The organism is Mycoplasma sp. 21DD0573, assembly GCF_034863425.1.
GTDB lineage: Bacteria > Bacillota_I > Bacilli_A > Mycoplasmatales > Metamycoplasmataceae > Mycoplasmopsis.
In genome coordinates this window covers 1-25,963 of sequence record NZ_JAYFEZ010000003.1, presented here as the reverse complement: position 1 = coordinate 25,963, position 25,963 = coordinate 1, and the positions used below count along the sequence as shown (strand labels likewise).

The 25,963-nt window shown below is 28.5% G+C and carries 22 protein-coding genes and 1 tRNA gene; 14 read left to right on the top strand and 9 right to left on the bottom strand.

The window, feature by feature from the left end; all coding sequences use genetic code 4:
- Positions 1-93 precede the first annotated feature (93 nt).
- From VBM86_RS00555 to VBM86_RS00505, 11 genes are read left to right on the top strand one after another with little or no spacing between them, the layout of a single operon-like run.
- Positions 94-1,128, top strand: a complete 1,035-nt coding sequence (locus tag VBM86_RS00555; RefSeq protein ID WP_323189507.1) for a DnaB-like helicase C-terminal domain-containing protein — start codon at positions 94-96, stop codon at positions 1,126-1,128.
- The gene (locus VBM86_RS00550) at positions 1,115-1,933 is read left to right on the top strand and encodes a hypothetical protein (protein WP_323189506.1); all 819 of its coding nucleotides are present in this window, start codon (positions 1,115-1,117) and stop codon (positions 1,931-1,933) included. Before VBM86_RS00555 ends, VBM86_RS00550 begins: the two co-directional genes overlap by 14 nt.
- 9 nt (positions 1,934-1,942) lie before the next feature.
- Complete coding sequence (locus tag VBM86_RS00545) at positions 1,943-3,622, top strand: hypothetical protein (RefSeq protein WP_323189505.1); 1,680 nt, start codon at positions 1,943-1,945, stop codon at positions 3,620-3,622.
- Positions 3,609-4,817, top strand: a complete 1,209-nt coding sequence (locus VBM86_RS00540; protein WP_323189504.1) for a hypothetical protein — start codon at positions 3,609-3,611, stop codon at positions 4,815-4,817. Before VBM86_RS00545 ends, VBM86_RS00540 begins: the two co-directional genes overlap by 14 nt.
- Positions 4,801-6,951: a hypothetical protein gene (locus VBM86_RS00535; protein WP_323189503.1), complete on the top strand. Its 2,151-nt coding sequence runs from the start codon at positions 4,801-4,803 to the stop codon at positions 6,949-6,951. Before VBM86_RS00540 ends, VBM86_RS00535 begins: the two co-directional genes overlap by 17 nt.
- 40 nt (positions 6,952-6,991) lie before the next feature.
- Positions 6,992-7,507: a hypothetical protein gene (locus VBM86_RS00530; protein ID WP_323189502.1), complete on the top strand. Its 516-nt coding sequence runs from the start codon at positions 6,992-6,994 to the stop codon at positions 7,505-7,507.
- Positions 7,508-7,518: 11 nt separating this feature from the next.
- Positions 7,519-8,475 (top strand): hypothetical protein, encoded by a 957-nt coding sequence (locus tag VBM86_RS00525; RefSeq protein WP_323189501.1) that lies wholly within the window; start codon positions 7,519-7,521, stop codon positions 8,473-8,475.
- A 6-nt stretch (positions 8,476-8,481) separates the two neighbouring features.
- On the top strand, positions 8,482-9,816 hold the full coding sequence (locus tag VBM86_RS00520) for a hypothetical protein (protein ID WP_323189500.1): 1,335 nt from the start codon (positions 8,482-8,484) through the stop codon (positions 9,814-9,816).
- A 1-nt stretch (position 9,817) separates the two neighbouring features.
- Positions 9,818-11,488 carry a hypothetical protein gene (locus tag VBM86_RS00515; protein ID WP_323189499.1) on the top strand — a complete coding sequence of 557 codons (1,671 nt, stop codon included), beginning with the start codon at positions 9,818-9,820 and terminating at the stop codon, positions 11,486-11,488.
- Between the two features lie 3 nt (positions 11,489-11,491).
- Positions 11,492-11,851 carry a hypothetical protein gene (locus tag VBM86_RS00510; protein WP_323189498.1) on the top strand — a complete coding sequence of 120 codons (360 nt, stop codon included), beginning with the start codon at positions 11,492-11,494 and terminating at the stop codon, positions 11,849-11,851.
- A 1-nt stretch (position 11,852) separates the two neighbouring features.
- A complete protein-coding gene (locus VBM86_RS00505; protein ID WP_323177455.1) occupies positions 11,853-12,026 on the top strand; it encodes a hypothetical protein in 174 nt (57 codons plus the stop codon).
- On the opposite strand, the gene VBM86_RS00500 is transcribed toward VBM86_RS00505, so the two are convergent.
- The 7 genes from VBM86_RS00500 to VBM86_RS00470 form a co-directional block, all read right to left on the bottom strand.
- Positions 12,023-12,529 carry a hypothetical protein gene (locus VBM86_RS00500; RefSeq protein WP_323189497.1) on the bottom strand — a complete coding sequence of 169 codons (507 nt, stop codon included), beginning with the start codon at positions 12,527-12,529 and terminating at the stop codon, positions 12,023-12,025. The two genes, VBM86_RS00505 and VBM86_RS00500, sit on opposite strands and share 4 nt — an antisense overlap.
- A 2-nt stretch (positions 12,530-12,531) precedes the next feature.
- Positions 12,532-12,990, bottom strand: a complete 459-nt coding sequence (locus tag VBM86_RS00495) for a hypothetical protein (protein ID WP_323189496.1) — start codon at positions 12,988-12,990, stop codon at positions 12,532-12,534.
- On the bottom strand, positions 12,990-13,322 hold the full coding sequence (locus VBM86_RS00490) for a hypothetical protein (RefSeq protein WP_323189495.1): 333 nt from the start codon (positions 13,320-13,322) through the stop codon (positions 12,990-12,992). The genes VBM86_RS00495 and VBM86_RS00490 overlap by 1 nt, the downstream gene beginning before the upstream one ends.
- Positions 13,309-14,343: a tyrosine-type recombinase/integrase gene (locus VBM86_RS00485; RefSeq protein ID WP_323189494.1), complete on the bottom strand. Its 1,035-nt coding sequence runs from the start codon at positions 14,341-14,343 to the stop codon at positions 13,309-13,311. Before VBM86_RS00485 ends, VBM86_RS00490 begins: the two co-directional genes overlap by 14 nt.
- A gap of 1,559 nt (positions 14,344-15,902) precedes the next feature.
- Complete coding sequence (locus VBM86_RS00480) at positions 15,903-17,780, bottom strand: ABC transporter ATP-binding protein (protein ID WP_323189493.1); 1,878 nt, start codon at positions 17,778-17,780, stop codon at positions 15,903-15,905.
- Positions 17,781-17,795: 15 nt separating this feature from the next.
- The gene (locus VBM86_RS00475; RefSeq protein WP_323189492.1) at positions 17,796-19,601 is read right to left on the bottom strand and encodes an ABC transporter ATP-binding protein; all 1,806 of its coding nucleotides are present in this window, start codon (positions 19,599-19,601) and stop codon (positions 17,796-17,798) included.
- A gap of 108 nt (positions 19,602-19,709) precedes the next feature.
- A tRNA-Arg gene (locus tag VBM86_RS00470) sits at positions 19,710-19,786 on the bottom strand.
- A gap of 130 nt (positions 19,787-19,916) precedes the next feature.
- Here VBM86_RS00470 and VBM86_RS00465 point away from each other — a divergent pair.
- Together VBM86_RS00465 and VBM86_RS00460 are read left to right on the top strand one after the other, a co-directional pair.
- A complete protein-coding gene (locus tag VBM86_RS00465) occupies positions 19,917-20,774 on the top strand; it encodes an MAGa3780 family membrane protein (protein ID WP_323189491.1) in 858 nt (285 codons plus the stop codon).
- An 866-nt stretch (positions 20,775-21,640) separates the two neighbouring features.
- A complete protein-coding gene (locus tag VBM86_RS00460) occupies positions 21,641-21,964 on the top strand; it encodes a hypothetical protein (RefSeq protein WP_323176441.1) in 324 nt (107 codons plus the stop codon).
- A 615-nt stretch (positions 21,965-22,579) separates the two neighbouring features.
- On the opposite strand, the gene VBM86_RS00455 is transcribed toward VBM86_RS00460, so the two are convergent.
- Together VBM86_RS00455 and VBM86_RS00450 are read right to left on the bottom strand one after the other, a co-directional pair.
- Positions 22,580-22,891 (bottom strand): hypothetical protein, encoded by a 312-nt coding sequence (locus VBM86_RS00455; RefSeq protein ID WP_323176440.1) that lies wholly within the window; start codon positions 22,889-22,891, stop codon positions 22,580-22,582.
- Positions 22,892-23,327: 436 nt separating this feature from the next.
- On the bottom strand, positions 23,328-24,515 hold the full coding sequence (locus tag VBM86_RS00450) for a phosphopentomutase (protein WP_257089628.1): 1,188 nt from the start codon (positions 24,513-24,515) through the stop codon (positions 23,328-23,330).
- A gap of 167 nt (positions 24,516-24,682) precedes the next feature.
- Here VBM86_RS00450 and VBM86_RS00445 point away from each other — a divergent pair, with 167 nt between their 5' ends.
- Entirely contained in the window at positions 24,683-25,894 is a 1,212-nt protein-coding gene (locus tag VBM86_RS00445; protein ID WP_323176439.1) for a hypothetical protein, read from the top strand.
- Positions 25,895-25,963: the final 69 nt, after the last annotated feature.

Sequence of the window (25,963 nt, the reverse complement as noted above, 5' to 3'; positions counted from 1 at the left end):
GTGCTAAGAAAAAAAATAGGGTCTGTGTTCATTTAATCACAACGCAAAATTTCAACCAATAATCTCTTTCAAAATTGAAGGAGATTTTTTTGTATGCAAAACTTCGAGAATATCAAAATCAAAGGGGTAGGTTCGGTAATAACTGAATGAATGGAAAAACCAAACTTGAATCAAATGACTTTAAAAGGGACAGGGTTTAAGTTTATAGACAATGAACTTCAGGGGTTAAGACCTTCACAATTCATTGTTTTAGGAGGAAGACCCGGAACAGGAAAAACAACCTTTTTAATTAACTTGATAAATGAACTCAATAGTTCATTAGATAAAGACGAGTGTGTGTTGTTCATCTCATTAGAACAAACTGCTTCAGAGATTACACAAAAGCTTTTTTCTATGAATACGTTTTATGAATTAAAAAACTTTTATGAGTCTTTAAATATAGTTGAAGATTTAAAAGCTTTCAATAAGATGGGTTTTGATAGAGTGATTGAAAACTCAAAATGTTATTTTGTAGATGACCCTGATATAAGAGCAGAACACATTAAAAACTTAATTGTGTTCTTTGAGCAAAGAACACAAAAGAAAGTTAGAGCTGTTTTCATAGACCATATACAAATACTTTCAACAGCAAAACATTTCTCTAGTAAGTATGAACAAACTTCACATATATCAAGAATATTAAAAAAGCTAGCTTTAGATACATCCATTCCTGTCGTTGCTCTTTCTCAAATGAGCAGAGACTGAACAACTTCACAACAAAGAAAACCAAAAGCAACAAAAAAAGCAAATGAAAAAGGACAGCAACCTACACCAGTTGAAAAGTTAAAAGCAGAACCACCTGTTCTTACTGATTTAAGAGACAGTGGAAGCATAGAACAAGATGCTGATATTGTATTGTTTCTATATGAGAGAGACATTGAAGAGAATAAAGAGAGAAATGATTATTCAATGGTTAATTTATCAATTGCTAAAAACAGGAATGGATGTATAGGAAAAGAGCAAGAGATTGTATTCATTCAACCTTTAGCTTTAATGATTGAATTAACGCAAGAAAATCAAGCTTGAATTGTTAGCGCTTTTAGAAATCTAGAGAAACAAAGAAAGGAAAGAGAAAATGGAAAACAATAAAACAATCAACTACACCTTTCACAAAGGTTTCTCATATTGTGAAGGTGTAGTCTATGTTAAAGAAGTAGGTCAATTAATTACAAAAACAACACAAAGTGGTTTTGAAGTTAAAGAATTATATGTTGATGTTCTTTATGCTGATAAATTCCATTCAGAGAATTACAGACCAACACCTGCTTCAGCTAAATTAAAATTCACAGGAAAGCAAGCAGAACAAGCATCTAAAGAAATTCAAGTGGGACACTTCTTAAATTTCTATGGAAGTGTATTAGCAAATGATTTCAATAATGAACACACCAATCATATATTTAATACATTTATGTATCTAATTTATCACTATCAGGTACTTAACAAATACGTATCAGAGGTAATTGCTTACCATATAGCAGATGCTTATAAAGCAGTACAAGGAACATTTATTTTTGTAAATGCTTCAGTCGAATTATTAACTGATGAAATTAGAACAGAGAAGAACTTTGTATATTGTAAAGCTGCTATTCCATTAAAAGACAATCAAAAGAAATTTTTAACATTAATCAAAACCTTAAAAGTAAGACACCCTGCTATGATGGATGGAGCAGTTCCACCAATATATGAATCACCTTATTTAAATAAAAAAGGTTCAAGAGCATTTGTAAAGTTTGTCCCTTTAGTTCAAAAGAACTTATCAAAAGATGAAAAGATAACATATTATCAAGTGTACGGAAGTTATGAAGAACTTTCGATGGTTGAAGAACCACAAGAGAAACCAACAGAGACAAAACCAAAACACGAATCAAGGTTTGAATTTATAGAAGAAAAGTAGGAAGTTAATATGTCGTTGTTTCCACTCGAAAAATTAAAGGAGATATTACACTATACAGACCTTTCAGATAACCCTGCTTTTGATGCTTTTGAAAGCTCTGAATTCTTTGAAATTCAGAGTGGAGCAAAAGGGGTCTCGAAGTCTTTCAATGGTGCTATTATCACACTTTATAGATTAGCTAATGAAACCAACTTTAACTCTGTTTGGTGTAGAAATCAATACAACCATATTAAGAATACATTGATACCGATGTTTCAAAAAGCAGCAGACTTTTTAGAAACAAAACACAAAATCAATATCAAGAGATATTTAGTCTTTACACAAGATGCTATCTACTGAAGTGATGGGACTGATACCAAAACAAGTAGAAAAATATTGTTTCAAAACTTTGAAAAGATTCAAGCATTCCAAGGTATCACATTACCAAAAGCAGATTATTATTTTGGGGAGTTAGTTATTGATGAACCAATCGAAGACCCTGAAAATACAAACTATACACCCGGACAATTAAGGGACTTATACCAAAACCAAAAGGAGAACATACCCTTATTAATTCAAAACACTGTTTTGAGAACTAAAGCACCGCAAGATACAAAATTAAAAGTTAAGTTCTTTTATAACATTTTTACAACAGAGCATTTTTTAATAACTGATTATCATAATAAGGTCATTCCATTAATTTCACACAATGGAACAACTAACATTCAAGTGTTAGATAGATTAGTTAAAGATAAGTTTATTTATGAAACATCTTCAACATTCTCTGAAGGTTTAGGTATTAATGTAATTATGTATTCAAAACTATTCACTCCAAATAGTGAAATGAGCGAAATACAAAAAAAACAATTTGAACTTTTAAAATCAACTAACTTCAGATTGTGAGTTATTACTGTAGCAGGTTTTGCTTTTGTTAATGAAGATAAACAAAGTGCTTTCTATCTTAAAAGTTTAATCTACGATAACAACAACTTTAATAGCAATATTGAATTCATTACAAAAGAGCAAGTATCAGAGTTTATAAGAGCAGGAAAAGTTTTAGGTGTTTTTGATGGATACGACCCCGGGAAGAGCGATAATGCTTCTTGATGTAGAACGCTGCTTTTAGATGATGGAAAGATTGTAATATTAGATGCTATAGAAGACCTTAAAAGGTTCTTCAAACATAGACCAACAAGAGTTGAAGTCAATAAGTTATTAATTGATTTGATTATTAAAAGCAATATTTGAATATTTGAAGAGTTAAAAAATTCTTATCATACAAATGAATTTTTTAACTTAAACAAATTTGAGAATGTTATCTTAACAGATAATGACCATGTAAGCGATTACGTAAATCTGGAACTTCAGCAATTAGCTAGCAAGTTTCCAGATTTCAAAATATATTCAAGACTAGCAAATAGAAAAGATACAAGAACTGAAAAGTTTGGTATCGAAAGCAGACAAAGATGAACAGAGTGAATCTTTGGAAATAATATGGTGTATATCTTAAATACAAATGATACAACAAAGCTATTAGAGAACTTATCAAAGCAATATGTTGAACCTGGAGAAAAGAAAAGAGATGAAACTGTTTTTCCAGAGATATATGACTTAATAAATGCTTTTGAAATGTCTAACAGCTTAACATACAAAAAGCAGAAAGTGCTTTGAAATTTAGCACAGCAAGGAGAGAATTATGGCGTTAGATAATGAAGCAATTTTCAAAAAAGGAGCTATGGTCATAAATAACTCCATTATTCCAACAGAGATTGATAATGAATTCAAAATCAACTCAAGAAGTTTTTTTGAAAAGCAAGGAGCATTACTTCAAGTTTCAGAGTTAGCAACTGAACTGCCGACTTTTGAGTTTGCTAATGGAAAAGAAGAGTTTGATGCTTTCTTAAAGAGAAATGATTTTCTTTCAATTATTCAACAACTAGAAAAGTTCTTATTCACAAAAGGAATTTGAGCTTTAGGAATTCAAAACAATAAAAAGGTGGTTTTAGCTCAAGTTGTCGATTATGAAACCAATGATGATAATGAGTTAGTTTATTTACAAATTAACACAGGTAAGTTATCAAATGGAGTTGATGAATATAACACATTTACAACATATGACTTATTAAACAATAAGGGTTATGTTGAAAAGTCAATTATTGATAAGAACGGAAAGAGACAACCACTTTCAAGCTTATTAGGTAAAAGATACAAACAGGAAATATTCAAAGATAACTTTATTCCTTTTGTTATCTTCAAAAATAATTCAACAGGACAAGCAGAGATGGACTTAATAGACCAAGAACTTTTTGCTCTGTTAGACATCAAGTTGAGTGCTTTATATTTTGATAGTTTCTTATCTGCTCCGATTCCTTTAATCAATTGAGATTTAGGAAACTCTAAATCTAACAGTGTGTCTAAATCATTGTTCTCATTAGGAAAAGATAGAATCATTCAAACACACTCAATAGCACCTTATAGTGACCAAATGGTTAAACCTTTCGAAATAGCGCAATCACAAAGCACAGCACTTTCAACAATTCAATCAATTGAAAGCATTATGTATTGAATCAAACAAGCTTTAATCTTCAAAAAGGATTCAACTGATGGTGGAACTCACAACATTCATTCAGTGGAAGCACAACAATTAAACAGTTCATATAATCACTATATTGAAGGTAAAGCAAACTTAAGAGAGATATATTATGAGAAGTTTGCTAGATTAGTGTTGAGAGTGTTAGGATTGGATTATTTACAAGATATCAATGTTATAACAACTAGCTCTTCAAAATATTTAGAACAACAAGCAAAAATATTATCAACTGACCAAAATGGGGTTCTATTAAACAGAAATCAAGACATTCGACAAACAAAAACAAATGAGGTAAGTGATGAACTTCAACAATAACACTTCAAAGCTTTTTGTTTATAAGATTGAATCAAATAAACCTTTAAGCTTCATCAAACATAGTATCAATGTTATTAATTTATCAGAACCTGAAGAGTTTGATGTTATCAAGTTAAACCATACAAAACTATCAAACACCTTATTAGATGATGGTAATGTTAGTAATGAATTGTTTAACTCTTACACAATCACAGGAGATAGTGATTTATATAACTATCTAGAAGTTGAACCATCTAAAAACATCTTTTATCTTTTCACATTTGATAGTCCTTATGTGACTCAATTCAATGAGTTCTATATTATCGAAAACAAAATTGATAATATGCAACTCAACGATGTATTAGAAGCATATGCTGATATAACCCTTACACAATTAGATTATTACAAAGAACTTCATAATATTGACTTCGTTATTAGAAAAAACAACCCTGTTGATTTAACAACTGATAACTTTGTCTTAAAGATGAATAAGGGAGCTTTAATCAACTCTATTAACTTCTTAAATGATAAAGACAGATTGATTAAAATGGACAACAGGTCTCAAGCTCCATATATGCTTACAATCAACCCTTTTAACGTGTTTAAAAATAGATATTCATTGAACTTCTGAAGTTTAGCAAATAACAATTTTTATCTATTAAATGAATATTTGAAAAACCAAAACACAATACCACAAAATGAGTTTTTGATTTTCTTAAAAGAATTAATAAGTGTAACTAATACAGTGAAGTCAGGTTATAAAGGACTTAATGAAGAAGCTATTAAGAAGTTTGAAGAAAAACACGGGAAGATATCGGACTTAAAGAATTGAACAGATAATGAAATTAAAACAAAGTTAAATCAATATTTTGTATCTGGTGAGTTTGAAAAGACAAATATATTAAAAAACTATATTCTAGCTTTCTCAAATATGCTTATAACAACATATGCATGAAAAGGTGGTCTGAATGATGAAAACTTCCTTTATTCTCCTTTAATCTCTTGATACAACAACGGAGAATATAAATGATTTTCTTACTTATATGATGTTGATAATAATGGAGACATCATATCAAGAACAAAAAACACATTTTTAAATAACAACACTTTTATGTTCAATGGTTCAAATGTTCAACTTCCGATTTTAGGTGAATCATTAACAGAGATTGATTATTCATCAACCCCTGTTGAATTTAATGATAAGTCTTATAACTATAACTGACCTTTTTACTTATTTTTAAAACCATCCGGGTTTAAGAAATTAGTTGAATATAGTGCTGCTATTGACCAAAATATAGGAGCAAGCACAAGGTCAGTAATTATTCCTTATAGAGTGATGGATGTTGTCGTTAGTGAAAAAAATGATTATCCTTCAGAGAGATTCTATATTCCACCAACTATTATTTCACAATTTATAAATAATCACCCTCAATATGGGGGAGAGTCAATTTATCATTTTTATGACTTCGAAAGATATCAAAACAGTTTTATATCAGTAAATACAGATTTAATTTATGGTGGAAGATATAACTGATATAAAGACCTTATAAAAGGAATTAAGGAATTCGAAAGTCAAGCAAGATATCATTATCATATTAGCGATGAATACGAACTTATAGATTATAAGTTAGCGTCTAAATGAATAAGGTCTGAAGTTATTTCTGCACACGGTGGTCGCGGTCCAGTTACTTACACTTCTTCACTTAGAAATATTAGGAAAGATTATATTAATAAATGATTAAAAGAAGCAGATGTGGTACTTCCTGAATTAGATAAGTACCCTGATAAAGGACTTCCATTATTTGATAAAAATGGTAATGAAATAAGTTTAACTCCAGGTTGAGCCAATAAACCAAAAGATTCAACAATTGGTCTAGCACAATTTGTTTTCTCAAACAAACCAAAAGCAATTAAACCACACCAATTCTATGAAACGCTTAACAATACAATTTTTAACTCACCTGATGAGTTTGTTAAGTCAGTAGGTCTAGTTGATGATGACTTTCAAGACCATAACAGTATTGTTATTCATAAAGAGAATAATGATACTGTTAGATGCATTGAAATTAGAGCATTATGACTAGATTGAATTATGGTTAACGATATGGAAATTCCAATCAATAACAAACCATATAACAAAATTATTTTTTGATAAGAAAGGACAAGGAACTGCAGCCTTATAAAGACAGAACATTATGGAAATTATCAAGAAGATTTCACAAAAATTAGGTCTTTCTGACCAAGAAACTTTTCAAAAATTAGGTTTATCTGAAGATGCTAAAAGAACTCAAATTCTTAATGCTTTAGATACATATGCTATTTTTGAAACAAAAGAAGAATTAGAGAACTATATTAAAACAAAGTTATCAAATAAAGAACAAGAGATTGAAGCTCTAAAATCAACTCTCTCTGAATTTGAAACAACAAAAGAACTCTATTCAAAACTTATTGAAGAGAATAAATTAGCAAAAGAAAATATTAAGTTAATTGTTGATAATACCATTGATACAATGAACTTTAAAGGAAAAGTTAACAAAGAAAAGATTGAGCTCAATAATTTAGATTTTGCTAATTTAAAAACTTCAATATTAAAACAAGCTTCTGAATTAGGTTGAGAAGTTAAAGAAGAAACACCGGAACCAACACAAAGCAAAGAACCACAACAAGAGTTCAAAGCAAAGTATTGAGGTAATGGAATAATCATAGATTAAAGGAGATAAATATGAATACACAAATTAAATCAATTTTAACAAGTGAAAAGAGTTTAGTAGATGCATCAAACTCAAACTCACCAATTACACTTTCACAAATTACAGCGACACAATTAGTTGATTACTATAAAGACAGATCACTTTTCTCAAAATACGCACAAGGGAACACAGTTTTAGAAGTTTCACAAAGAAGCATTTCTGTTATGTTGAACCCTTCAACTGTATTTAAAAACAGAACTGACGGAATCGGAGCAGGAGCACCTGATAAGTTCAGATTAGGAAAACAAGTTTCAGTAAGCTGAAATGAACCTTTAGTTGCTTATGAAGGACTTACAGCTCAAGAAAAAGAATTGTTACCAATTGATATTGCTTCAATTAAGCTTTCAAAGATGTCTCAAGACTTCGTTAGATTAACAGAAAGAACAGCATTCAACCTTTTAGAAAATAGAGCTATTGAAAACAGTAAAGTTTCAGTTATTGATTTCGAAACAAAAACTCCTGCTGAATATAAAAAAGAAATTGTTAAGTTAGCAACAAAACTTACATTAACATATTCACCAGAACAAGGAATTGACCAAATTGCACCAGATGATATTTTAGTATCAATTCACCCTGTAGCATTTGACTATTTAGCAGATGCTGGAGTTGTTGGAGATAGAGCAAAAGAAACATTCGATGGTGGTCAATACTCAATTGGTTACATTGGTGGTTACAAAGTTGTTTCTAACCCTTTTCTTAACCAATTAGATGTGTTAGTTGCTCCAACATTCGTTGGTTTAAGAGCAGTAAACGCTATCAAAATGTATATGGGACCAATTGATAATGCTTCAGCTGATATTGTTGTAAGAGCTGAAATCGCTAATGCTTTAGGTGTTTTATACACTGGGTTAGTTTATGGTATTGCTTCAAGTGCTAAATCTAAACAAAATGAAGACAAATTCATCACTGAACCAGCAACAAGAGATTAGACAGTTATGCTTTTAGTTTTCAAAGAACCTCAAATTAAGTATCAATCAACACAAGAGAGATTATCTTATTTAAGAGCTATCAGAGAAGACAAGGAGAAGAAGGAAGAAACAATTTGAAGCAAAATATTCAAAGCTGTTTCTTCTTTTTTTATAGATATTCTTTTAGAAGTAGCGATTGATGCTTTGAGTGTCGTTTTACCAATTGGTGCTATTCCTTTACAACTTATCAAGATAGGAGCAAGATTTGTAAAGAATGTAATTGTTTCATTGGTTGAAAATAATGGAGCAGTTGATTGAGCTTCTGTTGCTATATCAACTGCTATTGAAACAGCAACCTTTGGTTTAGCAAAAGGACTTTCATATATTAAAAAAGTAACTAAATTTGGAAAAGGTATTGCTAAAGGTATTCAAGCAACTAAAAAAGCTGTTTCATTTATTAAGCAAGGACTAATACAAAAGATTGAAACAATTACAAAGACTGCTTTTAAGTATGTTGATAAATATAAACTAATTAAAAGCAACACAATTAGAAAGTTTGTAAATGCTAAAACAATAAGCAAAGCTATTCAAACAGGAAAAGAGTTTTTCTCAATTGTAAAGAACCCTTTTAGTTTAGTGACTAAATTTTCAACAAAAGCACAACAATTAGTCAAAAAGAATATTAAAGACAAAATGGTTAGATTACAAGCTGCTTATTACAAAAAGCAATTACAAAACCAAATCATTAAGAAGAAGGTAATTAGTTCAAAAACAGCAAACAAATATATCAGAGCAAATAGATTAGCAAATAAAGGACAATTCTATTTTAATAGTTCGTGAATTAGTGGAATAAGACTTTATGATGAAAGATATTGAGACCAAAGCAATGATGTTTCATTCTTCTTATACTTTAAGAGAGATGCAACTAAATCAAAGAACTCTCCAAAAGGAAAAAGACCCTTACAATTCACAATGTCTTATGAAGAGATGTTTAACTTCTTAAAAGCTCCATCAAAAGGACAATATTATTTGGACAATTGAGCTTGAGGTTGAGATATGGGAAGAATAAGAATAGACACATCAACAGAGTTCGAAGTTGATAAGTTAGTTCAAAGAGATTTACTTAAGAGATTCAGATTAGCAGAGCATTATGCTACAGCTGACGCTTTAGATGAAACATTATTCCAAACAAACCAATATGATAAATATGTTAAAAAACACAGAACAAACAAGACACAACTATTTGCTTATCAAACCACAAATGCTAAAGGTAAAAAAGTACTTAAATTTACACCTTATATTTACGGTAATGAATCACGAACATTTACAAAACAAGCAAAGAGAATAAAAAGGACAAAATAAGATGGACAGACAAGAAGTTTTATTTATCAAAAATATGGGACTATCATTTGAAGAGTTTAAAAGCTCTGAATTCAATATGCTAGTCCCTTTCAAGACACCAAAAAAGCTCTCTAATTTAATGAGTGAGTTATCAGATGAAGAAATATATAACAGAGTAATTTACAGTGTTTATAACTCTGTTAATGCTTTAATAAACAGTGTTGTATCACTAGTTGCTAAAAAAGTTGATTATAATGTGGAACAGTTCAAAAATGCTATTGGAGATGATAGATATCAATTGCTTAAAAAATCAATGTTCCACGAAGTAAATAACAGATATACAAATAATGCTATTCCTGAAGTTAATTCAAGACTCACACTTTTAGGTGGTTCAGCTCAAGTATTAGGAACACAAAGAGAGTTTGTATTTGCTGAACAACATTTGAACCCGATTGCTGCTAAATTGCTTTATGATGGAGAATGAGATAGTTTAGGGGTTGAAATTGTTAAAGGTTTAGACAAGCTATCAGGTTTTGTTTCAACAACTGATTTTGATAAGGTAAACGAAGATATTAAAGGGTTTAAGAAAACAGTTGAAACAAAGACAGAACAAATAGACACAGATATTAGAAACCTTAAGTTATCAGCTGAAAGAATCCCTTCGTCAATGGAGTGAACAGAGATTAGAAAAAATATTCAAATGGACAAAGTCCAAGCGAATCAAATTTTAGATAACATTAACAAAATTGAGCAACTAGAAGCTGAAAGAACTAGGTTAGAGAATGCTCTAAATCAAGAGATTGAAGCTTTTTCAACATTCAAAAGAAACTATGAAGAGCAATACACTAACACACTTCAAAGCATCAATGAAGTAAGAGCAGCAGATGAAGAGAAATGAAATTCAGTATATCCTAAATTAACATTATGAAAAGATAACATTGATTTGAAAGTTAAAGAAGTTTATGACGGTTTATTCGGAAGTGATGATGATGTTGAAGGAGAACCAGAACCAGGATTTCTTCAACAAGCTGAACAAAAGTTTAAAGAGCTAGTTCAAAACATCGAAGAGCTTAAAAAGACACAAACAAACAAAGAATTTAACAGAGCTTTTATTGAAATGGTTAAAAGAATGAGGGAAGAGCTAGATTCACAACCCTGAAATAGCGATATTACAGATTTATCAGAAACAGTTGGTGAAATGGGAACAACACTAGCTTGAGCTATTAACACAACTGAACAGGAGCAATTCACAGGTGAATATCTAGATGGTTTCCCTGTATATAAGAAGCTAGTTAAATATGAAACCGAATGAAGTAACGACACACCTTCAACATTAATAGCAGGAGTTAAAGACTTAGTGAATATTGATGGGAGTTTTTCTGCTTATTCATCAACTGATGAACCACAAAATAGAAAGCAATTTCCAATCTTACAAATATCACATGCAGCTATTGGTGCACAAGGAGATTACTTCTATGTTGAGAATAATGAACTTAAGTTCAAAGCAGGACAAAAAACACCATACATTTACAGAGAAGCAGTTGATAAAATTGCAATCAATGTTGTTATCAAATATACAAAAACAACAGACACACAATTAACAATATGAGACAGAGCATCTAACCATAGAGACCCTATATCTCCAAGTCAATATGCTATATTGGTAGCACGCTTTAAGAATAGTTCAAGGTAAAAAATGAGTGAAAATGTAATTACAGCAATAGCAGGAGCAGGTGGTTCTGTGACTGTTATTGCTTTGATGTATGTTGTTTATTGATTAATAACTAAATACAAACAAAACAAGCAGTCAAACAATGTAAATAAGTCTGCTAATCACATTAACATAACACACACAAAACAAGGAGATGAAGTGACTGCATTGATTCATCTAATAGAACAACAAACAAAAAAAATAGATGATATTAACAAAAGATTAAGAAACATTGAACTTTCACAAGATAGATATAATGCTGCTTTTAAGGTATATGTTGAAAACAATGGTGTATCTAATGATGTGAAAAAGATAGTTAAACAAATTATTGATGGAGAAAATTAAAATGGACAAGATAAGACAATTTTTCAAAAAGGTTTTAGATTTCTTTAAGTGAATGAAAGTTCATTCAATAGACGCTGCTATTACAGTGCTAGAGAATGTCCCTTTAGAGCAAGAAGAGCTCGAAAGACTTAAAGAGATTATTAAGACCAAGGACAAAGAAAAAACAGCAGTTTAAGCTGTTTTTTTGTTTGTATTGAGTTTCTTAATCTTTCATTGTTGGTTCTGCTTGAAAGCGATGTAAGGAGTAGCAGAGTGCTTTTTTGAATATTCTAACAAGTTAGTCAAATCATATTCATTATTATGATTATCGTGCGGTTTAACTTGTATAAATATAAGTTCATTATTTGGGTTGGTTCCGTATAAATCAACTTTGTATTTCATATCAACAAAAGAAGAAGTTGCTTTGATTTTGAAGTTTGCTTTATTAAGTAAATTAGCAAGCTGTAGTTCTTTTCTGAAGTTTATAAAAGTCATATACATTAAAATATGTTTATATTGTGGGTATAAGTCAAGGTCGATTTCTTTTGTATGCATTCACTTTATCATATAAGTTTTAAATGTATGTGAAAACTTCGAATCAAATTCACTAAATGATGAAGGAAGGTTTTTTCAGAGATATTCTTTTATATCTATTCCAAGCTCTCCGAAGTTTGGAAGTTTGATTTTTTCTTTAATCATAATTATTTTAAAAACTTATCCCTTTGATATTTGTCTGAGTAATGCGTTTTTAAATAATGTGTTGTTGTTCTATGGACTATCTCATATATACCTTCAAAAACATCATTAAAGTTATTTGCATCGTTTTGATTTTGTCTATCAATATAATCATATAATTGTCTCTTTAAGAAGTCTAAAAATTCTGTTTCAACACTTCAGAATACTTCTAATTTAGCAATAAAGGAAATCACAGAAAACTTCTTATATGTTCAGAACATTTTATCAGCAAAAGACATTTGAACCATTAACTTCAAAGATTCTTTATTTGCTAGTATGGTAATCAATGAAATAACATTCTCATAGCTTTGTTTTTGTTTTCTGAAATCTCTTCATTCTCTGAAGTATCTTTTAAGCTTTTCTCATTTTCTTTCTTTTGGTTCTGTGAATAACAAAAGTTCAGATGGTATTTTTGTTTTCTTCATTATTTGTCCCCTTTAGATTCGTTGAATTCTTTTATTTTTTTAACTAATTTAATAGCTTCTGATTCGGTTAAGTTAGAACATACTTTATTGGTTCATAACTTTAAAACTTCAAGGTATGAACGAAAGACTGTTCCGTCTTCTTCTATCTTGCAAATATATGAGTTAAAATCATCAGAAATAGAGTTTTTGAACTTACTATCATAAACATAGTTTTCTTCCCTTACAAAGTCGTTTATTTCTTTAATAGGACAAGTTATAAATTCCTTTGAAGTTAAAAGTTTTGAAGTGATTTCTGTTATTCTTAATATTTGTGAATGATTAATTGTTTTCATTGTTTCCTCTTTCAAGCAATTCAATTTGTTTTCTTAATTTTTCATTTTCTTTTGCTAATTTTTGGTTTTCTAATCTTTCTGCTTCTAACAGTGCTAATTGTTTCTTTTCATTGATGAGAGCAATATCTTTAAAGTCTCTAAGTTGTTCAATTTCTCTCATCATTTCAGCTTGATTAATGAGTTTAAGTCTTGCTGGGTCAGTAGCATCTTTAACTATCTTTGCTAACTCTTCAGGTGTTTGAATTATGTATGTATTTATTAATGTTGTTGTGTCTTTATGACCTGTTGATTTTTGAATTTTTACAATGTCTGTATTGTTTCTATATTGATTGGTAACGAATGCTTTTCTGAATGTGTGAATTGTAATTGGTTTATCAGCAAACTCTGGTAAGTCTCTTTTTAGTTCAGTTATAAACCTTGTGAATTGATAATTCATATCTCTAGGGAATTTCGAATTATCAATGAATTCTTCATATAAAGGTCAATATTCTTTAGAGATGTTGTAAGCTCTAAAATTGTTGTTCTTGTTAGCTTGTGTATATGATGAATACACTTCTATTTCTTCCATATATACAAAGTTGTCTTTATTAGCTAAAACATTGCAAATTTCACTAAATCTAGCACCATTTTCAATAGCAAATAAGACAAACGAAGCAACACCCTTTGAATTATCGTAGTTGAGTGCATATTTCTTTATTTTAGAAAGTTCAACAACATCTGGAACATATGTTGCTGCTTTAACTGTTTTGATATTTGGGATGATTGAAACATCATAAACAAACTTTTGTTCTAGTTGGTTGTATTTTGTTATTAATGATTTAAGCATTGAGAAGAATGTTTGTTGTGAGCTAGGTTTTAATCTATCTCTGTAATCTTTTATTACTGTTTTAAGTTCTTCATTTGATGGTTTTGGTGTTGTGAAACATTTAAAGAAGTTATCAAAGAAATATTTATATGTTTGTCTTGTTTTTGAGTTATGTAAATTATTAACATAAATTTTTGAGTATTCTTTTAAATCCATTGTGCAAATAATCAAACTTTAAACTTTTCCCTGTTGATTTTTATGCTATACTATTCTTGAGGAAATCAACAGGGTCTGAATTAAAGGTTGATTTCCTTTCTTTTTATATTTTCAAAGTTTGAAGCAGTTAAGTTAATAAATAAAGTCAGAGATTAAACAAGCATCTCTGACTTCTCTTTTTTAACATACTTAAAGAATGTATCACACAAATAACTAAAAGAAGTTATAAGTTCAACTGTATGCTAAACAAGGGTCTGACTTTTGTTTAACTGCCGTTAATATTATAACACCAATTTTTTATTTTTTCCAAAATATTTTTTTATTTAACAAAATATATATTTTATTTATAAAATAAATAAAATATATGGTATAATATAAATGATATTTAAGGAGAGACAAATTCACAAAACAAGCATACAAAAAATCTCTTTCGTTTCTTAAGTATCACTGAACTCCAATCAGCCATAAAGTGACCTTTCTTTGTAGAGATAAATGTAATACAAAAGCTAAAGCAAACTCACTTTTGGAGTTCTTTTATTTTGAAGAGTAAGCTGATACAAAATCAATTTATTATAGTTATAGATGCTGCTAGGAACTGAATAAGTTTTTTTCATTAATCATTCCTTTATAAATTTAAAGAAATTGAACATTAATATATTATATTTTTCAAACTCAATTGTTGAGTTAGGTTATTACAAATAAGAATAAAAGAGATTCTTACTCCTTAAAAGATTTTCAAAAAGTCAAATTGCATTCAAAGGGTCAGAGTAAAAGAGCGATTTAAACAGTGATTAACATTGCTGTTTTTTTATTGCTTTGATATTATCAACTTACACAAAGACTACTGATAGAAAGAACGTAAGCATATATAGTATATTTATATACTATATATGCAATAACATAATATGTATTTAAAAATATGTTAGAATAGTTTTTAAATACATATTATGTATATATACTAATATATAAAATATATTCATTATAAATATATTTTATATATTAGTTATTAGTGTATATATCTTATATATACCTTATTTAATTTTTCCACTGTAGGAAGAAATTAAATAAGGTAATAAGGCATATATTTATATTTTAAAAATCATAATATTGTGTCTATATAGTTTGTTTTTCTCTGTTAAAATAATAGTAAGAAGATTATTGGTTGTTTTATGTCTTTTTAAAATATAAATAACAACACTTATTCTATTGAACTATTGAAAGACTTACTGTCCTCGTCTTGTGCTCCTGTTTGCTGACGACAAAACAAGGAGCTCAAGAACTTCGGACGGTTACTATTATGATAGTTAAGATATCATATGTGTAGTATCAAATTCTAAAAAGACATTGATAGACTTTATTTCTTAATACTTTTTAACTCATGATTATATATATATATATATATATATATCGAAAACATCTTTTACATCTATATATGAATAGAAAAAGTAAAAAATGATATTGAAAATTTATGTATTTTACTTACTTTTATAAAAATCAATGAAATAGAGTTAATGCTTCAAAAGCATAAAAAAAGCAAGCTTCTAGCTTGCGAATTTGTCTTAATTTTCGAATTCAAATTGTGATGTATATAGTTGATGGTAGAAACCTTTTTTATCTAATAGCTCTTTGTGAGTTCCTTTTTCAATAATAAGTCCATTATTAACAACTATAATAACATCAGCATTTTTAATTGTACTTAAACGATGAGCGATAACAAATGTTGTTTTATTTTTCATTAACTCTCACATAGCTTGTTGAACGATTTGTTCTGTTGCTGAATCAATGTTTGAAGTAGCCTCATCTAAAATAAGTAAGTTTTTATTCGAAAGAATTGCTCTAGTCAATGAAAGGAGTTGTCTTTGACCTTGTGATAAGTTAGCACCATTGTTTTCGATCATTGTATCATAACCTTGAGGCATATTCATAATAAAATGATGGGCATGTGTCATTTCAGCAGCTTGAATGATTTGTTCATCAGTTGCATTTGGATTCGTCATTTTAAGGTTATCTTTAATTGATTCATTAAATAAGAATGAATCTTGAAGCACAATTGTCATATGATCTCTTAATTTATCTGTTTTGATGTTTCTAAGTTCATTTCCATCAATTTTAATCGAACCCTTAGTGTAATCATAATATTTAGATAAAAGAGAAATGATTGTAGTTTTACCAGCACCAGTTGGACCAACAATTGCAACAACTTCACCTGGTTTAATATCGAATGAAGCTGCTTTTAGTTGATATTCTAGCTTGTCTGGATTGTATTTGAAATATACATTATCAAATTGAACGTGTCCTTTAATTGAGTTAATATCAATTATTTGATTTGATGTATCAGGTTCAGCAATTTCTAAAAGTTTGAAAATTCTTGATGAAGATGCAATTCCAATTTGTGCATTAAATGCACTTGATAAGATGTTTTGGAAAGGTCCCATAAAGTTTCAGTTAAGCGAAATAAATAAGATAATAAATGCAGGTGTTGCATTTCCGTTTTGGTCAACTCCAAGTCCGATTAAGTTTCAAACAGGTATTTGTTTGAAATAAAAGATTGCAGCAAGACCTGAGATAAGCAAGATAACAAAGTTTGCTATAAGTGTATATCAGATATCAAATGATTTAGCAATTACATCACCTTTGTAAGCACTTTTTCTAATATCATATGTGATTTTTTCAAGTTCACTATAAACGTATGCTTGTCTATCAAATGAGTTAGTTACTTTTGTATTTGTTAACATTTCTTCAACAAAAGCGTTAAGTCTCCCGAATAAGTTTTGCACTTTAACAAAGTAAGGTTGTGATTTTTTAATTAGTAAGAAAACTAATCCAAATAAAATCAGTGTAACAGGTAAAACAATTAATGTAAGAAGTGATGAAACTAACATAAGTACAATAATTGTTATACAAATGTTGAATATACTTGTTACAACTTGCGTCATCATTTGGAATAATGAGTTAGCTGTATTGTTAACATCAACAATTAAAGTTGATATCAAGTCTCCTGTTTTGTTTTTATCATAAAAACTAACAGGCATTTTTAATATCTTTTCAAGCAGTTCTTTTCTAAGTGTTGCACCAGCTTCAAAAGAAAGTTTGATATATAACCTTTGTTCTACATATCTACAAATACCGTACAAGATAAATGTAAGTGTAAGTGCAGATAGCATTAATATAAAGTTGGTTAAATTAAATTTATCAGGGTAAGTTAGTTGTGAATTAAGATAAGGTTCAAAGAAGATTTGTACGATTATTCCAATTAAGAAACTACCAATGATATAGAAAATAGAGTTGAGTAATGAAAATAAAAGAGCAACAAATAATATTTTTTTACTTCTACAAAAGTACGAAAGTAATTGTTTAAGTGTTTTTAAAACTTTAACTTGCTCATTAGCTTGTAAATCTTGAGCTATTTCTTTTTGTTCTTCTCTTAAATCAGGCATATTTACCTTTCCTTTCTATTGATCTAATTGGTTAGTTGCTACATCTTTATATCATTGACAAGAATTAAGTAATTGTTCGTGAGTTCCTTGGTCAAGAATTTTTCCATTTTCAAGAACTAAAATATTATCAGCGTGTTTGATTGAGTTAATTTTCTGAGAAATAATAATTGTTGTACAAGAGTAATTTTCTTTAATATTTTTAATAAGTTGCTTTGTGGTTAAGTTATCAAGAGCAGAAGTTGAGTCATCTAAAATTAAGATTTTAGGGTCAATAATTAAACTTCTTGCAATTGAGATTCTTTGTTTTTGACCACCACTTAAGTTTTTACCTTTTTGTTCGACTTTGTGATTTTCTCTATCCTCGAATGTCTGAATAAAGTTTCTTGCACAAGATGCTACAAGAGCTTTTTGAAGTTCTTCATTAGTTGCATTAGGTTTAGCGAATAAAACGTTTGATTTAATTGTTCCCGAATATAAAAGTGCATCTTGGTAAACAATAGCTACGTTCTTGTGTAAGTTATGTGTATTGATGTCTCTGACTTCAATACCATTAATTAAGATATTTCCGTTTTCTTGAGTGTATTTCATATTGTTAACAAGTAAGTTAACAATTGTACTTTTACCTGAACCAGTTGGTCCAATAATTCCTAAAGTTTTGCCACCTGGAATTTTGAAGTTAATGTTTTTAATTGCATAATCTTCGGCTGTGTCAAAGTATTTGAAGTTAACATTTTTAAATTGAACCGAATAATCTGTTACATCATTAGTTTGTGAAATTATTTTTCCATTTGGAATAAATAAATCATCATATTTAGCATCTAAGACTTGAACTATTCTACCTGAACTAATTTTTGCTCTAAACATAGAACCTAAGAATTGTGAGAATAAAATAATTCCACCAGCTATAACAAATTCATATTCGATAAATACATTAATCTTTGCGATAAACTCACCATCAATGTTTGGATTTTGATCTAATTTAACTTTTCCTATTGCGTAAATTAAGACAACAATAAAGTTAACAATTCCAAAGAACGCAGGTGTTCCAATTGCAAAGAATTTAAAAATATTCTTTTCAGTTTTTACTCATTGATTATTAGCGTGATTGAATTTTCTTTTTTGTTGTTCTTGTAAATTATTTGCTTTTATAAATCTAGCACCATTTACAGTTTCGTCAACTTCTTTTGTAATTGCATCAAGATTTTTTCTGTTTTGTTTAAGTTTAGGGTTTACCTTAACGGATATAAATACCATAACAAAAAGAAGTAAAGGTATAACAGCTAAAATTGAGTAAGTGAATTCTAAATCTGTTGCAAAAGCAAATACTAATCCAACAATAATAAATAATGGTGCTTTAACAAGTGATGTTGATGCACCGACTAAGAAATCTCAAAAGACAGCAACATCATCATTGATTCTTGTTATTAAACTTTCGGTTGTTAAATTAGAAATATCTTTAAGACTAAGTTTTTGATATTTAGCAAATAAAGCATTTCTATAAAAGTTAGAAGCTCTCTCGCCAGCTCCGATGATTATCATGGTTGAAGCTATAGCAGTTATTGCTGTAAGTGCAAGTAATACTAAGATTGAAATTAATAAGAATACAAATGCATTAGTTCAGCTTGATGATTCATACAATTGTAAGTTCTTAAAAATTGTAATCGTGTATATTTCTTGATTACCTTTTGTAAGTAAAGGCAAGAATTGACTAAGCACAATTGGCAAAATCATTGTGCAAGCAACATTTAAAATAACAATGATGATACCAATAAAAAATCTCATTTTAATGTTAAATGGCAAAATTTTAAACATCTTATACATAATTTACTCCTTTCATTAATTTATCCTATATATAATGCATACATTATATATATTTTTAATTTTTATATCTTCAATTATTTATATGGGTCAAAAAAGGTATAAAAAAAATGGCGATCACGAGAGGATTCGAACCTCCGACCACAAGCTTAGAAGGCTCGTGCTCTATCCAGCTGAGCTACGCGACCACGCTAAAACTATTTTACATTATTTTTGTCAATTCAAAGAATAAAAATTTAATTTTATTTATCAAATTAAGATCATAAGAAATACAAAATAAATCTAAGTTGTTTTTTCTTATTTTTATATAATGAAACTATGAAAATAATTAAAACAACAAAAGAGAATTTTTCTTATCTAACAACAAGACAAAAAATATCATTCTTTTTAGCAATTGGTATTGTATTTGTTGTCATATTAGCAACGCTAATAAACTGACATTTAACTTCAACAAGAATTTCACAAGAATTAACAAGTTTATCAGATGAAGCTAAATCTGAAATCCTAAATAGATCAAGTATTCACGGTTACAAAATGCTTCAATCATTTTGAAGAGTTAATTTAACATTTACGTGACTTAGTAATACATTTTTAGCAATATCTGCAGTTATATTTGCATTAAAAATGAAAAATCATAAAGCACAACAAACTTTCTTCTTGTCAATTATTTACATTTCAATTACATTCTTAATATATTGAACATTAATCTTTATGCCTGAATTAAAAGAATTTAAACCACTTTACTTTTTTAACACATTCATAATTCACGCAGTGTCACCAATTTTAGGATTTGTGATTTTAATCATAAATCGTAAAGAAATTCAAATTTCAAAGAAAACTGTTTATTTAAGTATTATAACAATGTTAGGTTACTACTTCTTTGCTTTAATCACATTCTTCATGTCAACACCAATTTATGATCAATTTAAAGATGTTGAGCTTAAGAATGGAAATAGATTGACAAAAGAACTTGATATGACTATATATGGTTTCTTAAACTTCCGTGAACCTTTATTTTATAAAGGTGGAAATGTAGCGATTGTGTGTCTGTTAAACTTTGTTATTTTTGGAGTCGGATTTGTTTTAACTCCATCAATAGGTTATTTATGAGTGAAAGCATTGAGAATTAAATTTGCAACTAAAACAACCGACAAAGTAGATTGAATTAGATGTTAATAGTATCTTAAACATTACAAATTTATATGTGATGTTTTTATTTTTGAGACTTGCATTAAGTGATAAAAGAAAAAAATATATTAATTTCAATTGTTTTTGATGTATTTTGTGCATTAAGTAAAAAACTAGATTAAAAAAGAAGTGCACCTTATTTTTGGCTCACTTTACAATTCGACAATAATGTATGACTCTTACGCTCTATTTTTGTTTCTCTTTTTTAATATAGTACTATTTCACATAATCACTAATTACTGTGGATATTAGTACAAGTTGTAGTCTAGCATCTTCTTTAGATGTAAGTGTTTTATAGATATAAAATGCATCTTCACTATCTTCATCTATGTCTTCTTTTGTAACTTTATATGAGATATTGTAGAATTTTTGAACTTCTGGTAATGAATCATTACTTCAATAAATTGAAACATCTGTGTCTATATTAATATCTTCTGGGTTAATTTTAGTTGATACATCTACATCTTTTTTTAAATCTAATTGTCGGTATTATCCTTGCTATAAAATCAGCAACTGTTTTTCTTTTTGATGCAAAAATTTGAGCTTTGTTAATTAAGCCATCAATTGTCATAGTAATAGTAGCATCATCTTTGAATTTATATACTGTTGTTTTGTCTATATCGGTAAATGCAAGGTTAAGTCATAAGTATTTTTGTTATTTATAAAATGGTTAAAATTTCATATATAAAACATAGAAAAACTCGCAGCATTCTAATTCAGCAGCAATAATCAGTTGATTTATAGAAAGACAGTGAAACAAAAATAGAGAACATTTTATTGTTCCCAATTTTTGATATTAAATTTATAAATTTTTATATTAATATTGTTTTTTAGCAATGGCTATAATTGAACCGATGAAAGAAAGAAGTAATAAAAGAGGCAGTACACATACACCTATAGTATATAAGATCATCGTAGCTTTATTATATTGAGAGATTCTAACTGCCCCCACAATGCATGTAATAAATAGAGCAAGCCCTAATCCCGAAGTAGGCATAAGACTTATGACGGAAGCAACTATGCTAAGGATTGCTACCGTGTCTCTATCTGTAGTAAATTTGCTTAACATTATGGGAGTTAAAGAAGCCACTATAAAATATATTGAAGCAAACACCGTTGTTAAAATTGATAAAACTAATATTGGAACTGATAAAAATTTCTTTTGCATATCGAAGTAATCCTTTTTATAAAGTTTTCTTAAATCAAAACTTTAGATTTGGAAGGAGTAAAACTAATTTTTTATTATTGAACTACTTAAAAAATTGAACTAAATCACATGCATCTATCTTTAAATTATAATAAGTATTGAATTTAATAATCATACACAAGTGAAAGAAATCACTGATTATTGTATGTTGAAGTAACTTTTCGAAACATTACATTATGCAATTTATAATGAAGTTGTTATTTTTTAATTACTATTATTGTTAGATAGCACTATCATTATAAAAATGAATCAATGAAATATTAACAAAGATAAATGGTAATTTACTGTAAGTAACAAAATGGAAAAATCATGGTATTATTATACATTTAGGATATTATATTTTAATAGTTTTATTCCTCCCACTTCTTATTCTAAAAAAAAAAAAAACGCAAAGAAAAAGTTAAAAAACTTTGATTTAATGTGAAAAAAATGTGAAAATTTACATTTTCTGCGATAAATTACACCAATTTAAATCAATTCCTTAGTTTTTAATTGTGGATTTTTTAACTTTGAAAACAGTCAAATTAAAAAATAGAGAACTTTTGTATTATTCTCTATTTTCTTATTTGATTTTATAAATTTAATATTAGTATAATTTTTTGTAAATAGCCATACTTGCTGCAATTAAAGTACAAATTGGGACGAAAAATCCAACGATATATAAAACCATAATTGTTTTATTTTCACTATTAATTCTAACAGCAGCAACGATTTGCATAATAAATAGAGCTAAACTCATTCCACTTACTAAAAGGTAAACAAGAGCCATACCTATAACAAAACCAACTCCAGCACCGGTTAATGCTCCTGCTACAGCTAATATGCTTAAAATAAAGATTAAAATTCAATCTAAAATTCATAATACTAATATAGGTACTGATAAAAATTTCTTTTGCATATTTATTTTTAATCCTTTTGTGTAATTTTTAAATTTAAATATTAACATCTAGAAAGAATGAAATTATTTTAGCTCAATTAATTACTTGTGAAACTTAGAAAAATATTTATATTCAATTAGTTGAGATTAACTTTAATAATTAATAATTGATAGATTAATTAATTAGATGGGTGTTTAATGAAAATCATTTTTTAAATCTAAACAAAATGAATAATTGAGTTGTGGAGAATGGAATGTTATATTCTTGTGTATTTTTCGGTCTTATGAACTAAATAATTTCACCCTTTCTAACCCTTATTCTAAAAAAAAAAAAAAAATGGAAAGAAAAACATAAAAAACTGCAATTTAGTGTGAAAAATTTACACATTTAGTTGTAATTTAGATAACTTTTGAAATAAAAAAACATCAAGCATAAGCTTGATGAGTTGAATAAATACTATACTAATTTGTCGAAAATATCTTCACCTGTTTCAGTAACAATATCAACACCAAAGTTTCTAGCAACAATGTTTCCTGTTGTTCCTAATCCTTCAAGAACTGGTAACACTTTTGGTGATTTGAATGATTTAGAGTAAACTGTAAGTGGTAAGTATTCTCTTGTGTGGTTGAATCCAGGGTAAAGAGGGTCGTTTCCGTGGTCACTTGTCATGATTAATAAATCATCTTCTTTAAGAACGTTGATTAATTTTCCTAATTTAACGTCTAAGTCGGCAATATTTTGCGCGTATCCACGAACATTTCTTCTGTGTCCAAAGTGTGAGTCGAATTGAACTAAGTTTGTGAAGATAAATTGATTTTCTCCATCTTGCATAGCTAATTCAATTGTAGCATCCATTCCTTTTTCATCTGAACCAGATGGAATGTGTCTTGAGATACCTTGTCCAACGAAAATGTCGTTAATTTTACCGATAGAAATAACTTCAACACCTGCTTTTTGTAATTCGTTTAAAATCATTTCACGTGGTTGGTTTGCGTAGTCATGTCTATTAAATGTTCTTGTGTAGTTTCCTTCTTCTCCAATGTATGGACGAGCAATAATTCTACCTACGTTTCATTCTGGACGTGATGAACAAATTTCACGTGCAGCTTTTGCATATTTGTATAAGTTATCTAAACCTGTTCATTCTTCATGAGCACAAATTTGAAGAACTGAGTCATTTGATGTATAAACAATGATTGCTCCACGTTCTTTTTCTTCATGTGCTAATTCATTAATAATATCTGTTCCTGATGCAGCTTTGTTTCCGACAATTGGACGTCCATCAAATGCTTTTGATAATTCGTCGATTAATTCTTGTGGGAATCCGTTTTCTGCAAATGTAGGAAATGGAACTAATGTTTTAATTCCCATCATTTCTCAGTGTCCTGCTAATGTATCTTTAGCATTTGAAACTTCTTGGATTTTAGCAACATAACCCATTTGGTTTTTTTGTCTGTAGTCACCGTTTAAGTCTGTAATGTTTCCGATACCTAATTTTCTTCAAGTGTCAATTTTAAATTCATCAACCATTGATGCAGATCTAATTGAGTTTGCACCATCATCTCCAAAACGTTTTTGATCTTTATCTGGTCCTATTCCTAAACCATCTGTAACAATCATAAAAACACGTTTAAATTTAGCCATATTTAATCTCCTTATATAAAAAACTGTAATAATGAAATATGCTTATATTTTATTCCTTTTTTAATTTTATTTATCTAATTTATTTTACTTAAATCATATTTTTAATATTAGCGATCAAAACTTTAATTTATTTAAATTAAATTTCAAATAATATACAATTTAAAATTATGTTAAAAAAGAGAAATAAATTATTTTTATCATTATTAGCAACCCCAGTTGTTGCTTTTCCTATTGTTGCATCAGTTTCTTGTGGTTCAGTAGATGACTTTGAATATCAAGTTTCTAGATTTGATAAACTTGCAAAATATCTTGAAAATAAAGTAAATAATGAAAACCAAACTGAGTTATTCTACTTATTAAAAGCTGTGCAAAATGCGAATGATTCATATAAAGTTGTCAAAGAAAGATTGGCTAAAAAAAGAGATGAGGGTGAAACGTTTGCTGCTATTGAATATGAAAAATGAACAGCTACAATTAAAGCTAAAATTAATCAAATTAACGTACAAGCAGATCTTTTTAGAAAGCAACCAACTTCAGCAAGATCTGATGAATTTCCTGTTCTAGGACTTTATTTATATATTTATGGTATAAATCCAAGAGAATGAAACTATGTTACTGAAGTTAGTGATTTAATAAATGAATATGTAAATACAAATATTGAAGGTTCAAAAGCGACAGAGTTAATTAATAACATTGCAAATAACCTTTATGTTGTTTCTAAATTTTTAAATAATCAAGAGAACATTGATGCAGTTTTTGCTAATAATCCTGAAAACAAAGCTCAATTTGATCGAATTAATGAAGAAATTAAGCAAAAGAAATATTCACACAAAATTCTAAAAGACTTACAAAAGAAAGATGAACAAGAAAAATTTAATGAATATAACAATATGTTATTAAGTCAAACCAATTTATATTCGGCTTCATTAATTAATAATCCAAAAGAGGCTGAATATGCACCTATTATTGAAAAGATTAAATTCATTCTGAACTACAACTTAAATATGATTGCAGTTGTAAATTATTCAATTAATGATATTGTTAGAAAAATTTATTCTTCATTCTACAAGACATATGAATTCAATGAGTTGTTAGATGGTGAACATACAAATATCATTAAGGATAACATCATCAAAAAACCTTTAGATACATATAGGGAAATGAGTGTTCAATTATCTAAAGTTTCACTTAAAGAGATTGATTTAACTCCATACTATGATGGTAGAATCGATTTTGAAACTAATGAATATGTTCATCAAATAGATAATTACTTAGATAACAAAATCAATGAATTAGTTGCAAAAAGAGAAGAAGAGGAACGTAAAAAGCAACAAGCTTCAAACTCATCTTCAAACGAAATAACTGTTCCAGCAAATTAATAATAATTCAAAGTTAAACTGGGACACGAAATATGGACAATCCATATTTCGTGTTTTTTGTATAGGAGA